We start from the raw sequence: 15,325 nt of genomic DNA, 5'->3' as shown, positions 1-15,325 counted from the left end.
TCGCGGCCGGCGCCGGGTGGTCGCTGTCAGGCGCGGCGAACTTCCACCTCGCCCTGTCCGCCGATCTCCACGGCCAACGCAGCCCGGGCATCCTCCATCGCCGTATCGCTATCCGCTTCGGCAGCAGCCAGCGAATCCGACCACGACCCGCTGGACCGCGCGGCCGCGAGCTTTTCCAGCGCCGTCAACGCCGCCACCGCCTTCTCATGTGCCTGCGCGGACCCATACAACTCGATTCGCGCGACGGCCGACCGCAGTTCCGACAACGCCGAATCCTTCTCCTCGCCGCGAACCCCTTCCACCGGCGAACGCACCTGCCGAGCGGCGACGAGGAACTGGTGGCAGGCGTCCTCGAGTTTCCCGGTCCGTGCCGCCTGGAGCGCGATCGCCTGGTTGCGGTGGGCGAGCTCGGTGGCGTTGCGGCCGGTCAGGATGACGTTGGCGACGAGCGTCAGATTCCCGGCGATCGCCACCGCCGCCGTCAACCACAGTTGGCTGGTCATGTGCGACATCTACCACCGATGGCTGGCGTCCCGCCACGCGCAGCACCACCCGATCGGCGTACCACCGCGCCGCCGGTCAGCGCCTTCCGCCACGCACGCCCCCGCCGACCTGCGGAACAGCCGCCGACGACGCCAGGTTACGGTGGTCGCGCTCGTGCAGATCTGAGGAGAACAACCGTGTCGCGTTCGGCGGACCGCTTCGACCCCGCGGGGCCGAGACATCCGCATTGGATCACCATCCAGTCCTCGCGCACGGTCCTCGTCGTCGTCCACACCATGACCGCCTGGAACCGCCTGGCCGATATCCTCACGGTCTTCGACTCCGACCGCCGCGTCCAGCTCGTGTTCACCTTCCCGGCCGTCTCCGACGTCACCGGCGACGTCGAACGTCAACTCGCCGACGACGGCGCCCTCGTCATCCCCTGGTCGCAAGCCCTCACCGGCACCTTCGACGCCGCCATCGCCGTCCACCACAGCGGCGAATTACACCGCATATCAGCCCCTCTCGCAGTCTTGTCCCACGGCATCGGCTTCTCTAAGATCGTCCGGCATCGCGACGAGCGACGAGCGACGAGCGACGAGCGACGAGCGACGAGCGACGAGCGACGAGCGACGAGCGACGAGCGACGAGCGACGAGCGACGAGCGACGAGCGACGAGCGACGAGCGACGAGCGACGAGCGACGAGCGACGAGCGACGAGCGACGAGCGACGAGCGACGAGCGACGAGCGACGACGTTTACGGTCTCGGCCGCCGCTGGTTGTACCGGGAGGGCACCGTCCCCGCGGCGGTCATCCTCCCCCACGACAGCGACCTCACCGCGCTGTCGCGCACCACCCCGGAAGCCGTGCCGAACGCCGTGGTCGCCGGCGACCCCTGCCTCGACCGCCTCACCGCCAGTCTCCCACTGCGGCAACAGTATCGCCGCGCGCTCGGCGCCGACTCGCACACCACGGTCGTCACCCTCACCTCCACCTGGGGCCCGAACTCGCTGCTCGGCCGTAACCCCGAGCTCATCGACGCCACCCTCGCCGAACTCACCCTCCAAGACCACATCGTCACCGCGATCATCCATCCCAATGTCTGGTTCGCCCACGGCCCCTGGCAGCTACGCCGCTGGCTGGCCGGCGCCCGCCGCGCCGGACTCCGCCTCATCCCACCCCTCCACGGCTGGCAGACCACGCTCATCGCCTCCGATGTGGTGATCGGCGATCACGGCGCCGTCACCGGTTACGCTGCCGCCCTGTCGATTCCGACGCTGCTCGCCGCTTTCCCCGAAAGTGAGGTAGCGCCGGGGTCAGCAGCAGAACTGGTCGGCCGGTTCGCGCCCCGCCTGGACCGCAGGCGAGCACTGCCCGAACAGTTGGGCGAGGCTCGGTCGCGACACGACTCCGACCTCTCCGAGCAGATCGCACAACGGGTGAGTTCGAGGCCTGGACAATGCGCTGATCTACTCCGCTCCGTCTTCTACCGGCTGATCGGCCTCGCGGAACCAGCTTTCGCCGCACCGGTTCCGCCGTATCCGGTCGCCGGGCTGGATGCCGATCGAGAACCCGTCCGCTCATGCCGGATTTTCTGCCGCCCCGACGGCGTGGACCTTCACATACAGATGTGGCCGGGCGATGTCGCTGCGCGACCTCGGCGCGGCCACCGCACCACCGAAACCTACGCCGCCGTCGAGATCACGCATTCCCGGAGGGATCTGCGCGCCAACGCCGACATCCTCGTCCAGAGCGCCGATTACGCCGCCACCGACGCCGAGATCCTGCGCGCCTATCCGGCCGCCATCATGGTCGTCACCATCGTCCAGCCCGAACGGCTGATGATTCTGCACCGACGCCACGGCAGATTCGAACTCGAAGTGTCTGAGCCGGTAGCTGTTCCGATGTGGCCGGCGGGGCTCGCCGCGGCCGCACACCATGTCGGCCGTCAGGTCGATATCGACGGCAACGGTGGTGTCGCCCGGCTCGGGCAACACCGAGTAACGTTCCGCCTCAAGGTGATCTGAGCCGACCGGGTCGTTCGCACTACCGGTCGGCGCGGCGTCCGATAGAGTCGCCGGGTGGGGATGATCGACAGCAGGGGAGGCCGTTGTGAGTAGCAATTGGGTACCGCCGTGGGCCGATCCCTTCTTCGACCGCGAAGATCTCCTGAATGCCATGGCCGACAGTGTCGAGTCCTTCCGCAGGCAAGGCCGACCGGCCTACCTGCACGTCTTCGGGCTCGAGGGGCTCGGCGTATCCAGCTCTGTCGCCCGATTCGGCAAGGACAAGCGCGACCTCCTCGGTCATACCTTCATCTGGTTGCGTGGCCGTGAACCCGACGGCACCCCCGTCGCATCAGGCGAATTGCTGAACCGGGTGCTGCGCAAACTCGGCGTTTCCGATGCAGACCAAGCGGTTTCCGATGGCGGGAAGCTCGACCAGTACCACGCGATCGCACGCAACAAGCAGTTCGTCATCGTGCTCGATGACATGGACAGCACAGCGCAGGCGAGGCTCCTGCTCCCCGGCGATGCACCCGGCGCGGTCCTCATCACCACCTCGCCGTTCGCGCAGCTCGAGCTGGAAGCCGAGCAAGGTTTCGCGCCGTTCCAGCCGGAGCTGCTGAGTGCGGAATCGGCAGCCGAACTGTTCCGGCACGATCTAGGCGATGCGGCAGAGGTGATCGATGCCGCCGTGACCGTGGAGCTGGTCGCGATGTGCGGTGGGCTCCCGCTGGCGATCAAACTGCTCGCCGCCCAGGTGCGCAGCGACCCCAGCTCGGCCGATGCGCTCCTGGCCGAGCTGCGCGACGCCGGCCTCTCGATTCTCGATATCGGCGACGAAAAGCGCATCGCCCGATTCCTCGACAGCACCTATCAGAGCCTCGACGCCGAACTCGCCACGGCTTACCGACTGCTCGGCGTCCTCCCCGCCACCGATTTCGACGCAGCGACCGTAGCGGCGGCGTTGGATATCGGAAAAACTCGGGCGGCCCTGGCCCTCACCCGGCTTGCCTCGTTCCACCTGCTCACCAAGTCCGGTACCGGCCGATACGCGTTCCATCCGCTGCTGCGCGGCGATGCGCAACTGCGGGCCGAGACGACCGATTCGCCGTCCGATCGCGCGGCGGTGCTCGAGCGCTGGATCGACCAGGTACTGCGCGAGGCGATACCACGCGGTCTGGCGCTGTCCAATCGCTGGTTCGTCACGCCGGTTCTCGACCGAGCGATGCGGTACTACGGTGCCGAGATCCCCACGCCGAGCCGCGCGGAGGGCCTGGCCTGGTTCGACGCAGAGTATCCGAACCTCATCGCCGCCATTCGCGCCGCGCATGGTGCGGATCTGTACGAGCAGTGCTGGCAATTGTGTGTCGTGATGTGGAAGTACCAGCACCTCTACGGGTTCCACGACACGTGGATCGACACCCACGTTCTCGGCCTGGCCTCGGCCCACGCTGCGGCCGACGATGCGGACGCACGGGTGCGGGGCGAGGCCCACGTCGGCATCGTGCAGCTCGCTTCCCAGCTCGGTGCAGCGCACTTGGCTACCGGCGAACTCACCGCGGCGGAACAGAAGTTCGACGAATCACTCAACTACGCCCAGCGACTGCCGCACGCCATCGGCGAGCAGAGTGCTCTCGAGTGGCTGGGCAAAACCGCAGCACGCGCCGGTGATTACGACCGCGCCGAACACTTCTACCAACGGTCCTGGGACGTCACCGTCGCCGCCTCCGACGAGGCCATCAGCCCCGCGGACAAGGAGCGCGTCTTCGCCCTGCTCCGGCTGCAACGCAACCGCGCCCGCGCCGACGTCGGCCAGTGGGACGGCATGGTCGACGACATCTGCCCGGCACTCGACTACTTCGTCCGGCAGCACAACGAGACCGACAACGTGGCCAAGGCCCGCTTGGTCCTCGGTCGCGCTCTCCTCGCTCAGGGCGATGCCGCCGGCGCCGAAGCCGAGTTCGCCACGGCAGCCACCCACTTCGGGCAGGAACGCGCGACCCGCGAACAGGCGGGCGCGGAATTCTGGCGCGCCAGGGCGCTGGCCGCCGCGCACCGGCAGGCGGATGCGCTGACCAACCTCGATCTCGCTCATACCCTGTACCAGGAGTTAGGCGACAACCGCGCGAATGACGTCGCCGCACTCCGTGACCAACTATCCGGTTGAGCTCCGCACCGATGGACGGAACTCCGGGCGACCCACATCTCGGTCGGCCCCACCTCCTTCCCGCCCACGGACTCATAGCTCCATGGCGAAAACAAAACCAGACAGTACGGTGGATGTCGGCGTTCTCGGCTCACACCATCACCGGACGACGAAGTGGGGATCCCAATGCTGGAAGTCGCACACCTGGTGCGCAGATTCGGCGACAACACCGCCGTCGACGACGTCTCCTTCACCGTCGCCCCGGGAACGATGACCGGCTTCGTCGGCGCCAACGGCGCGGGCAAAACCACCACGATGCGCATGATCATGGGCGTCCTCGCCGCACATGGCGGCGCGATCACCTGGAACAGCCGCCCGGTCACCGCCGACGACCGCCGCTCGTTCGGCTACATGCCGGAAGAACGCGGCCTCTACCCCAAACAGCCGGTCCGCGACCAGCTCGTCTACCTGGCTCGGCTGCGCGGCCTGTCCGCCGCCGAAGCCAAACACCAAGCCTCTGACCTGCTGGAACGGTTCTCCCTCCAGGACCGCGGCACCGACAAACTCGAATCGCTGTCTCTCGGCAACCAGCAGCGCGTCCAGATCGCGGCAGCCCTCATCGCGCACCCCACCGCCCTGATCCTCGACGAACCGTTCTCCGGTCTGGACCCGGTGGCCGTCGACGCCATGGCCGACCTGCTGGGACAGTACGCCGCACGCGGCGTGCCGGTGCTGTTCTCCTCGCACCAACTCGATCTGGTCGAGCGGCTGTGCGACCACCTGGTGATTCTCGCGAAGGGCCACGTCGTCGCCGACGGTTCCGCCGAGCAGCTGCGTTCCACCGGCCCGGTCCGCCATCGCCTGCGCATGGCCGGCGACACCGAGTGGCTGCGGGAATTCACCGGCGTGCGCGTGGTCGACAGCAACGGTTCGGCGGTCCTGCTCGAGCTGGACGGCATCACCACCGACGCGCTGCTCACCGAAGCGCTCATCCGTGGCTCGGTGCACGAATTGGGCGAGGTCCGACCGTCCATAGCCGAGATCTTCCGCGAGGTGACAGCATGAGTACCGCTCCCCGACGCGCCTGGCTGATCGTCGCCCAGCGCGAGATCGCGGTGAAACTGCGCGACCGGAACTTCCTGATTTCCACCGTCATCACCATTGTGGCGATCATCGCGTCGCTGGCCGTCAGCGGGTTTCTGACCAGCCGCACCGACAAGATCGATGTGGCGATCACCGACCCCGCCGCCGGCCAGGTGATCAGCACCGCCAACGTGCTCGCCGACCATGCCGACGCCGATGTCGACTTCACCGCGCACCGCGTGGCCGACGAAGCCGCTCTCGAACAGCAAGTCCGCGACGGCACGGTCGACGCCGGCCTGCTCGTCGCGCCCGACGGATGGCGCTTGCTCGGCGACACCTCCGAAAACGACAAGGTCGACACCTACGTCACCGCCGCCGCCCAGCAGATCGCGTTGGAGCACAACGCCACCGCCGCCGGCGTCACCCTCGAACAGCTCGCCCGCGGCAGCGCCGTCAGCTATGACCTGCTCGATGAAGCGGCCGTCGACACCGGCCTGGCCACCATCGTCGCGATCGTGTTCGCGTTCCTGTTCTATCTGTCGTCGATCCTGTTCGGCATGTCCATCGCGCAGAGCGTGGTGGAGGAGAAGCAGAACCGCATCGTCGAGATCCTCGCCAGCGCGATCCCGGTGCGCCAGTTGCTGATCGGCAAGGTCGCCGGCAATACCGTGCTGGCCTTCGCCCAGCTCACGCTGTTCATCGTCGCCGGTCTGCTCGGGCTGGCCGCAACCGGACGCGGCGGTCAGGTCGCGCAGATCGCGGGGGCGGCGGGCTGGTTCATCGTCTTCTTCGTCGTCGGATTCCTGGCGCTGGCCGGGCTGTGGGCCGTCGCCGGATCGCTGGCCACCCGCAGCGAGGATCTCCAGTCCACGGCCACTCCGATGACCATGTTCGTCATGATCGTGTTGTTTGCTGGAATTTTCCTGTCTGGTACAGCGCGTGTCGTGGCGTCCTATGTTCCGATCGTGTCGATCGTCGCGATGCCCGCCCGGCTCGCCGAGGGAACCGCCGCCTGGTGGGAGCCGATCATCGCATTGGCCCTGATGTCGGCGGCCACCTACGGGATCGTGCTCGTCGCCGAGAAGGTCTACCGACGCTCCCTGATGCAGACCCAGCGCCGCCTGACTTTCCGCCAGGCTCTCGCCGTCGAGGACTGAACTCCCTACCACCGCCCCTAATTCCAGGGGCGTGACCTGCGTTTCCGCTGGTTGAGCTGCCATTACATCCCATGACCCGACAAAGTGTGAAACAACCCCTTGTCAACACAAACGGTCGCTTGCTATGTTGCCCACGTCACAGTAGAGACCCTTACGTGACCTACCTCTCGGTCCGGGTTCCAACCGCCGTGAGGATTTCGCACCAAGTCTCATAGAAGGAGATTCGCTATGGGTTCGCTCAGCGACCTGCTCGGCGCCTTGATCCCCGCCCTCGGCTCGGCCGTGGCCGGCGACGGCCTGCTCGACGTCTTCCTCGGCTCGCTCGAGGGCCTCAAGACCTTCATCGCCTGACATCCGGATATTCCCCCGAGCCCAGCCGGGCTCGACCCGCACGAACGCTAGGAGAACACCATGGGATCGCTCATCGACATTCTGGGCATGGGCACCGCGAGCCTCGGCGAGCACGGCACCAATATCGTGAACGCGCTGATCACCCTGAGCGGCGGCACACCTGCCCCCGGCAAGTAATTCCCAGGCAACGGTCCGGGGGCGCCCGCATACGCGGGTGCCCCCGATCTTTATGTGATCGGTAGTTGATGATGAATCTTGGCAGGTTGCGCGGAATCACTTCGGCCGCATGCGCTTTCGCGTTGGCGGCGACGCCCGTCGCGGTTGGCGGGGCAATGGCGTCCGCCGAACCCAGCGCGGTGGTCAGTCGATCCGCCGTCGGCCAGCTGGTGGAGCTCGAGGTCTATTCGCCATCAATGCAACGCTCGATCGCCTTGAAGGTGCTGCGCCCCAGCGATACTCAGACGCCCGCGCCGACCCTGTACCTACTGAACGGCGCCGGCGGCGGCGAGGACGCGGCCAACTGGTTCGGCCAGACCGACGCCGTCGAGTTCTTCGCCGACAAGCACGTCAACGTTGTCATCCCGATGGAAGGCGCGTTCAGCTACTACACCGACTGGCTCGCGCCCGACGAGGGCCTGGCCGAAACCCTGGACAACAACGGCCGCAACATGTGGGCCACCTTCCTCACCAAAGAGCTTCCGCCGGTGATCGATTCGACCTTCGGCACCACCGGCGTCAACGCCCTCGCCGGCATCTCCATGGCCGGCACCTCGGTCCTCGACCTCGCCATCCAGGCCCCCGCCCTCTACCGCAGCGCCGCGGCCTACAGCGGCTGCGCGATGACCAGCGACCCCATCGGCCAGGCGTTCGTCAAGACCGTCATCGACATGGGTGGCGGCGAAGCCGAAAACATGTGGGGCCCCTTCGACAGCGACCAGTGGCGCGAACACGACCCCTACCTGCAAGCCCACCGCCTGCCGAACATCCCCATGTACATCTCCAGCGGCAGCGGCTTCCCCGGCATCCACGACACCCTCGCCAACGCCCGCCTCGACAACGACACCCGCAAACTCCTCAACCAAACCCTCGTCGGCGGCACCATCGAGGCAGCCACCAACTTCTGCACCACCCGCCTGGCCCAACGCACCGCCGAACTCGGCCGCACCAACATCACCTACAACATCCGCCCCATGGGCACCCACTCCTGGGGCTACTGGCAGGACGACCTGCACGACTCCTGGCCGATGATCGCCCAATCGATCGGCGCCTGATGAATCCCGTTGCCCCACTGCGCGTCACCGCCGAACGCCTACATCCCCGCGACGCCGTCTTCGTCTACGACGAAACCGACCGCCACCTGTCGAACATCGTCGCCGTCTACGCCTTCGACGCGTCCGACACCGACCCTCTGACTACGGATCAGGTGCTCGATTGGGTCCAGGCCCGCCTGGGCCACGCCAAACTCTTCCACCGCCGGCTACAGCGCCTCCCCCTCGATGTCGACCTCCCCTATTGGGTTCCCGACCCCATCGTCGACCTCCGCGACCACGTCACGCTCACCACACCGGGCACGTGGTCCGACGTCCGCCGCGACATCGCCGAAATAACCTCCACCCGAATGGATCTCTCCCGTCCCCCGTGGGAAATCCACGTCATGGACCGAGTCCGCGAGGTCCCCGGCCTCCCCGGCGAAACCACCGTCGTAGTCCTGAAGTTCCACCACAGCGTCGGCGACGGCGTAGCCACCCGAGAACTCGAACTCAAACTTTTCGGCAACGTGCCCCTCCCACCACCCGCCCAACTAGACCCCCGCTGGCCGACCCCCACCACCGTCCTCAACACCGCCGACGCCCTCACCCTCGGCACCCTCCGCTTCGCCACCGGCCTCCACCGCACCCGCTCCGCCGCCGAAACCCCCACCCACTTCATAGAACAACCTCTCCCCCACCGCCCCGCCACCCGCTTCAACCGCCCCACTCACCACCCCCTCACCTTCGACCTGGTCACCATCCCCCTAGCCGAAGTCCTGAAAACCAAAGCCAACAGTCCCACCCGCATCACCGTCAACGACCTGATGCTGGCCACGATCTCCGGCGCCTTATCCACCTACCTGGCCGAAAAGGGTGAATCCCCTGCTGGTTCCCTAGCCGCCATGGTCCCCATGTCCATGCGCCCCCTCACCACCTGGACGTCGGCCAACCAACTGGTCCAGATGTACGTCGACCTCCACACCAACATCCCCGACCCCCTCGAACGCCTCCAAGCAATCCGCAAATCCGCCACCGCGGAGAAACACCGCAACTCCGACCCGTCAACCCTCCGCACCGAATCCCGAGTAGAAACCTCCCCCTCCTGGCTCCTCCGCCTAGCCGGCTGGGCCCGCGCCCAGCGCAGCTTCGAAGCAGCCGAAACCGTCCCACTGGTCAACACCACCATCAGCAACGTCCCCCCTGTCGCCACCGCCCTCGAATTCTGCGGCCGGCCCGTCGCCCGAATCTTCGGCGTGCTCCCGACGATGGACGGCGACGGTCTTCGCCACCTGATCACCTCACAGGGCGACGAGATCGTCATCTCCTTCAGCACAGACGCGACGATGATGCCCGATTCAGATGAGTACGCCGCACACCTGCTGGACTCGTTCCGCGCTCCCTTCGCATCGTTCGCCGCCAACCGGCGATAAACCATCTCGCACGAAACAACCAGGCGAGAACCGCCGACATATCGACCATGCTGCCGCGAGAACGGCCCTCACCCTCAACACGCACAAATACTGGCAAATACTGGCATTTACTGGAACCACTGGATACAGTGCATCCGTGACCCCGTCAGCAGAACAGCTGGAGGCACAGATCGCGGCGTTGCGAGCCGAAGTCCGGCGCGCGGCGGCCACCGGCGATCGCGCCACCGCCCGACAATTGCGCGCCGAGCTGCGGCGAGCCGAGGATTCCTGGGATGCCGTCGTTCTCGGCGCCACGCAAGAGGCGCAACCCGTCGGCTCCACCGTCCCCGTGCGCGAACACGTACACCGCGCACTCACCCTGCTGTCGGTACCGGCCGCGCCGAAGCTCGTGTTGGCCGTGCACACCGGGTTCTTCTCCGGCGAGCTGGTGCCCGCGCGGTTGACCAGCCTGCGCCGCGATGAGGAACGCTCCTTCCGCGCCGCGCCATACTCCCGCCCGTACTACATCTGCTCGGCCCTGACCACCGACCTGCTGGCCCCCGCACGAGGGCTGCTCGCGGTGAGCACCTGGCCGCTGGCCAAGCGCATGGTCGGGCCGCTCAGCCCGCGCGTCGATCTGCTCACCGCGGCGATCCGGCTTGCCGAACACGTTGCCGCGCAGCAGCACACCGAGCCGTCGGGACAGCGGGTGCTCTGGCAGATCTCCACGTCGATTCCGGGAATCAGCGGTGCCCCGGGCCGCCTCGACCCCGCAGCCGTCATCGAGGCGGCCCGCGGCGAACTGGCGGTTCACGTCGACGAAGACACCCGTCATCGTGCCGCGGCCGCCGAGCGCGCGGCCCGTCAGCTCGACGACCCGGCCGCGCAGCTCTTCGGTGCGCGGCTCGGCGTCGCCGCCCGTCGAAGCGAGGCCGGATGACCACTCTCACAGCGAAGCTCGACCAACTGCGCGGTACCGCGCCGACGACCAGGCACAATGCCCGCACCATCGCGGCGCTGACGGCGAATCCCGGCTGCGCACGCCGCGCGCTGCTCGACGCCGCCGCAGTCGACAAGGCCGCAATCGCGCAGGCCCTCGGCCATCCACCGCAGTTCGGTCAGTCGCAGTTCGCCATCACCCGCGGTAATGCCTTCGAGGCGATGGTCAAAGCCAACGGTTGCGCTGAACTGCTCGCCCTGCTGCGGGACAAGCTCGATCTCACTCTGCCCGAGGTGGCCTACCACGATCTCGCGACCGTCGGCGACAACGCCGGCAACGCGGTCCGCTACCAGCGCACTCGTCAGCTGCTCGCCGACGCCATCCGGTCCGGGACGGGCACGTTGTTCGACCATCCGATGCTGCGCCTGGACATCGCCGGCGTCCCCGCCTACCTCGAACCCGACGTGGTGGCGCTGCAGATCGAGGGCCAGTTCCACGTCGTGGAGATCAAGTCCTTCCCTGTCGTGGACGGCCGCGCCGATCCCGTCCAGGTCGCCTCCGCGGCCCGGCAGTCCGCGGTCTACGTGCTGGCACTGCGCGAGCTGATGACGGCCATCGGGGAGTCACCAAGTCTGGTTGCCGACACCGCGATCCTGGTGTGCACCAAGGACTTCAGCAACCGTCCCACCGCCGAGAAGGTGGATCTGCGCAAACAGCTCGCGGTCATCTCCCGCCAGCTCTCCCGGCTCACCGCCATCACCGCCCTCACCGACACGCTGCCCCCGGATGCCACGTTCGAGCCCGGTGAGCGCCTCGAGAGCACCCTGTCCGCCATTCCGGCCCGCTACGCGCCCGAATGCATGTCGACCTGCGATCTGGCTTTCGCGTGCCGCGCCGAGGCGCGGGTGGGAGGCTCGGTCGATGTGCTCGGCCGTGGCGTCTGCGATGACGTCGGCGGCATCGATCAGATGGACACGGTTCTCGGCCTGGCCGACGGAACCCTCACACCGGGGCCGGAGCACGCGGATATCGCCGAGAAGCTGCGTGTCGCGCACCGCCTGCGGCTGGAGATCGCCGGATGAGTGTGCTCACTGCCCTCGCCCGAATCGAGGCCGCGCAGGCGGGACGGGCCCAGCCCATCGCCGATGTCCGCCACGTCCACCTGTCCGACCGTCCACTGGTCATGGTTCCGTTGCGGCTGGCCGGGGAGGCTGCCGCACCGCTGGCCGTGCTCACCGGCACCGCACCTGATGACGTCGAATTCCTCATTGTTCCGCAGCCTCGCGACCGCGTGCTGCGCCTGCGTTTCATCGCGCAGCTCGCCGACCGTGTGCTGCCGTATATCTCGTCGTTCGCCGACGAATCCGACTCGTTCGAATTGGTGCCGATCAAGTCCCGCGGTGGAACCGAACAGCAGGCTGATGAGGACGCGCCCCAGGAATGGAAGCGCTACAACGACGCCCCGCAGCTGCTCGTACCCAACACCGGCGGCGTCGAATTCCTCCGCCTACTCGGCCGCGCCGTCCGTTTCCAGCCCATCGAGGGCCCCAACGCCGTGCCCGAATCGGTGCCGCTGCTGGGCCGCTGGCTCACCTGGTTCGCCGACCGCGCCGAACATCCCGGTTCCAGCACCCTACTGCCCCTGACGACCGTGCTCGCCATGCATTGGGCCACCGGCCAGTCCGCACTCGAAGACGCCAATCTCGCCGCCCTGCTCGGCTGGATCGCCCCACCCGACGGCCTCACCGGCCCACAGGCCGCCGCCCGCGCCGAGGACCCGCTGCGGTGCCCTCCCGCGGGTCCCGCCACCGACCCCGGCTTCGACAACGAGGAACTGGCCCCACTCATCGCCGCCTACGACAAGGCCGCTGGTGACGAAGCGAAAACCGTTGCCGTGCACCGGCTCGAAAGTGCGCTGCGGGCCCAACTCGAACCCACCTGGCAGCTCATGTGGCAGGGCATCGACCTACTCCGCGCGCTACCAGAAGGCGGGAGCGTCGCCCGTCGCTGGCTCAACGACCGCTCCGCCTTCTCCCGCTTCACCGCCGACATCCCCGAAGGGTTCCCGCAGGCCCGCCGCGATTCCGCCGTCCCGGCCGTGCGCCGCCTGCTCGACCGCGAACGCGCCCTCGACGTCTTCGAAGCCGAACGGGCCTTCGACGACCCGCGCGTCATGATCGAACGCCGCCTCGACGGCGAAGCCTTCCGTGGCGAGGTGGTCGACAGCGAGCCAGACCGCATCGACACCAGCGGTTCCCGCCGCAAACTGCGCCCGCACATCCGGGTCCGAACCGACGACCCCTTCCGCGCTTCCCTTGACGAAACAGTGTTCAGCGTCGACCGGGTGAAACAGAAGGGCAAGGTCGTCGCCATCGAGGACGACAGCTTCGTACTCGAACTCGAAGGCGGCATGGGCCGAGCCCTCACCGCACCACCCGGTTCCGTCCCCGAAGTCGGCGAAGTCGTGAGTTTCGCCCGCTTCTCTCCCGCGAGCTTCAACGCACCGGCCAAACTGCCTGCGCGCGAAGAAACTCCGTGGACACACGGTGGGCCGCCGCCAGAGTACGTGCCGATTGCCGACGAGCCCGCCGAGGAGTGGTCATGAGGTGGTTCGCCGCGTTGCCGCTCGCCGCCGGCAACAAGCACTGCCCAGTGACGCCATTGTTCGGTGTCGGCTCTCCGATTCCCCGGCGCGGATCGTCGTCGCCCGCAGCTCACCGTCGGAGGCCCTAGCATGACCACCCCTGACCAGGTAGTCACCAACATCCTCGACGACCTGCGCGACCCACCTCACCGCGCCCTCGTCGTCGATTCCCCGCCCGGCGCGGGCAAATCCACCCTCGTCGTCCGCGCCGCCCGCCAACTCGCCGAAGACGACGCCCAAAAGATGATCGTCGCCCAAACCAACGAGCAGGTCGACGACCTCATCGACCGCCTCGCCACCGCCGACCCGGCCCTGCGCATCGGCCGCCTCTCCGCCGCCAACTACACCGAATCCGAACGCGTCCAACGCCCCAACGTCCGCATCGCCCAGAAGCACACCGACCTCACCGACCGCGCCATCGTCATCGGCACCGCCGCCAAATGGGCCACCGTCGACGACGGCACCTGGTCCTGGGCCATCGTCGACGAGGCCTACCAGATGCGCTCCGACATGCTGCTACGCATCGCCAACCGCTTCGACCGCGCACTATTCGTGGGCGACCCCGGCCAACTCGACCCCTTCGCCACGGTCGACGTCGACCGCTGGGCCGGCCTGTCCTGGGATCCCACCATGAGCGCTGTCAGCGTCATGCTCGCCAACAACCCGGACCTTCCCGAACCGCATCGCCTTCCGGTGTCCTGGCGCCTTCCCACCTCCGCCGCCTCCGTGGTCTCGGCAGCCTTCTACCCCTTCACTCCGTTCCGCGCCGGCACCGACCCCGGCCAACGCCGCCTCGACTACGCGACCCGCGGCCTCCGCAGCCCGTTGGACGAAGCATTGGACATGGCCGCCGAAACCGGCTGGGCCTGGTACGAGCTACCGGCCCGCCACACGCTGCGCACCGACCGCGAAGCGGTATCCGCCATCGCCGCCTTGGCCTGCCGCCTCCTCGAGCGAGGCGCGACAGCGCATTCCGAACAAGGCACCCACCCGGTCACCACCGAGCGCGTAGCCATCGGCACAGCTCACCGCGACCAGGCCGACGCCGTCCGAGCCGCATTGCGCGGCACCCCCGCCGAACCGATCACCGTCGACACCGCTAACCGCCTCCAAGGCCGCGAATACGACATCACCATCGTCCTCCACCCCCTCTCCGGCCGCCGCGACGCCAGCGCCTTCCACCTGGAAGCGGGCCGACTGTGTGTCCTCACCTCCCGCCACCGCCACGCCTGCATCGTGGTCGGGCGCGCCGGAATCCCCGAGCTACTGGATGCGCACCCGTCAGCGGAGCCGGTGCATCTCGGTGTGCCGGTGAAGTTCCCGGACGGGTGGGAGGCGAACCAGTCGGTGTTGAGTCACCTTGCCGAGCACCGGGTTCCAGCCGCGCACCACGGCTGACAAGATGACTTCAAACCTCAACAGATTCTGACAACCAGGAGAGAGACTTTGGCCGCCTTCGTATTCAGTCTCAGCTATAGCGATTCTGCCAACTGGCCAATCTGTAAGGACACAGGTTTGATCGGTGTTCGTTCCAGCGCTTCGGCGCAACGTAGCGCTCTCCAGGTACACCAGGATGACATCGTGTTCGTTTGGCGTGGCGGCGGACAGCGCCCTGGAGCCGGCTTGATCGCAATGACCACCGTTACAGGCCCAGCACGACCTGCCCGGAATGTGCCCTGGCCAGAACCCGAGCTCTACAGCTACGTCATACCCATTAAAGTCGTCGCAGAGCTCGCGACGCCAATTCCGGATCAATTCCCGAACAACCAGCGCGGCATCAAGTTCGGAATCCAGAACACCGACCTCCAGAAGGGTCTGCGGCCGCTGTCGCAGGACTCCTTCTCTCGGCTACGGC

12 protein-coding genes are annotated in these 15,325 nt (G+C 67.4%); 11 read left to right on the top strand and 1 reads right to left on the bottom strand.

The window, feature by feature from the left end; translation table 11 throughout:
• Positions 1-26: 26 nt before the first annotated feature.
• Positions 27-503 (bottom strand): hypothetical protein, encoded by a 477-nt coding sequence (locus tag NOCYR_RS09020; RefSeq protein ID WP_014350050.1) that lies wholly within the window; start codon positions 501-503, stop codon positions 27-29.
• Between the two features lie 760 nt (positions 504-1,263).
• On the opposite strand from NOCYR_RS09020, the gene NOCYR_RS09010 reads away from it, so the two are divergent.
• The 11 genes from NOCYR_RS09010 (at position 1,264) to NOCYR_RS08965 (ending at position 14,868) form a co-directional block, all read left to right on the top strand.
• Positions 1,264-2,511, top strand: coding sequence for a hypothetical protein (locus NOCYR_RS09010; protein WP_014350049.1), 1,248 nt, complete (start codon positions 1,264-1,266; stop codon positions 2,509-2,511).
• Between the two features lie 85 nt (positions 2,512-2,596).
• Complete coding sequence (locus NOCYR_RS09005) at positions 2,597-4,657, top strand: NB-ARC domain-containing protein (protein WP_014350048.1); 2,061 nt, start codon at positions 2,597-2,599, stop codon at positions 4,655-4,657.
• 165 nt (positions 4,658-4,822) lie between these two features.
• Positions 4,823-5,701 (top strand): ABC transporter ATP-binding protein, encoded by an 879-nt coding sequence (locus NOCYR_RS09000; protein WP_014350047.1) that lies wholly within the window; start codon positions 4,823-4,825, stop codon positions 5,699-5,701.
• Positions 5,698-6,876 (top strand): ABC transporter permease, encoded by a 1,179-nt coding sequence (locus NOCYR_RS08995; protein WP_014350046.1) that lies wholly within the window; start codon positions 5,698-5,700, stop codon positions 6,874-6,876. The genes NOCYR_RS09000 and NOCYR_RS08995 overlap by 4 nt, the downstream gene beginning before the upstream one ends.
• A gap of 228 nt (positions 6,877-7,104) precedes the next feature.
• Positions 7,105-7,227: a hypothetical protein gene (locus NOCYR_RS30745; RefSeq protein ID WP_014350045.1), complete on the top strand. Its 123-nt coding sequence runs from the start codon at positions 7,105-7,107 to the stop codon at positions 7,225-7,227.
• Positions 7,228-7,559: 332 nt separating this feature from the next.
• A complete protein-coding gene (locus NOCYR_RS08990; protein WP_014350043.1) occupies positions 7,560-8,498 on the top strand; it encodes an alpha/beta hydrolase in 939 nt (312 codons plus the stop codon).
• On the top strand, positions 8,498-9,907 hold the full coding sequence (locus NOCYR_RS08985; RefSeq protein ID WP_014350042.1) for a wax ester/triacylglycerol synthase family O-acyltransferase: 1,410 nt from the start codon (positions 8,498-8,500) through the stop codon (positions 9,905-9,907). The genes NOCYR_RS08990 and NOCYR_RS08985 overlap by 1 nt, the downstream gene beginning before the upstream one ends.
• A 136-nt stretch (positions 9,908-10,043) precedes the next feature.
• Positions 10,044-10,826: a hypothetical protein gene (locus tag NOCYR_RS08980; RefSeq protein ID WP_014350041.1), complete on the top strand. Its 783-nt coding sequence runs from the start codon at positions 10,044-10,046 to the stop codon at positions 10,824-10,826.
• A complete protein-coding gene (locus tag NOCYR_RS08975) occupies positions 10,823-11,908 on the top strand; it encodes a hypothetical protein (RefSeq protein ID WP_014350040.1) in 1,086 nt (361 codons plus the stop codon). Before NOCYR_RS08980 ends, NOCYR_RS08975 begins: the two co-directional genes overlap by 4 nt.
• Complete coding sequence (locus tag NOCYR_RS08970) at positions 11,905-13,431, top strand: hypothetical protein (RefSeq protein WP_014350039.1); 1,527 nt, start codon at positions 11,905-11,907, stop codon at positions 13,429-13,431. Before NOCYR_RS08975 ends, NOCYR_RS08970 begins: the two co-directional genes overlap by 4 nt.
• Before the next feature lie 129 nt (positions 13,432-13,560).
• A complete protein-coding gene (locus tag NOCYR_RS08965; RefSeq protein ID WP_014350038.1) occupies positions 13,561-14,868 on the top strand; it encodes an AAA domain-containing protein in 1,308 nt (435 codons plus the stop codon).
• The last annotated feature ends 457 nt before the right edge of the window (positions 14,869-15,325 follow it).

Origin of the sequence: Nocardia cyriacigeorgica GUH-2, from assembly GCF_000284035.1 — a bacterium.
Lineage (GTDB): Bacteria > Actinomycetota > Actinomycetes > Mycobacteriales > Mycobacteriaceae > Nocardia > Nocardia cyriacigeorgica_B.
Note: the sequence above shows the minus strand (reverse complement) of the source record. Positions and strands in the feature narration are given on the sequence as shown.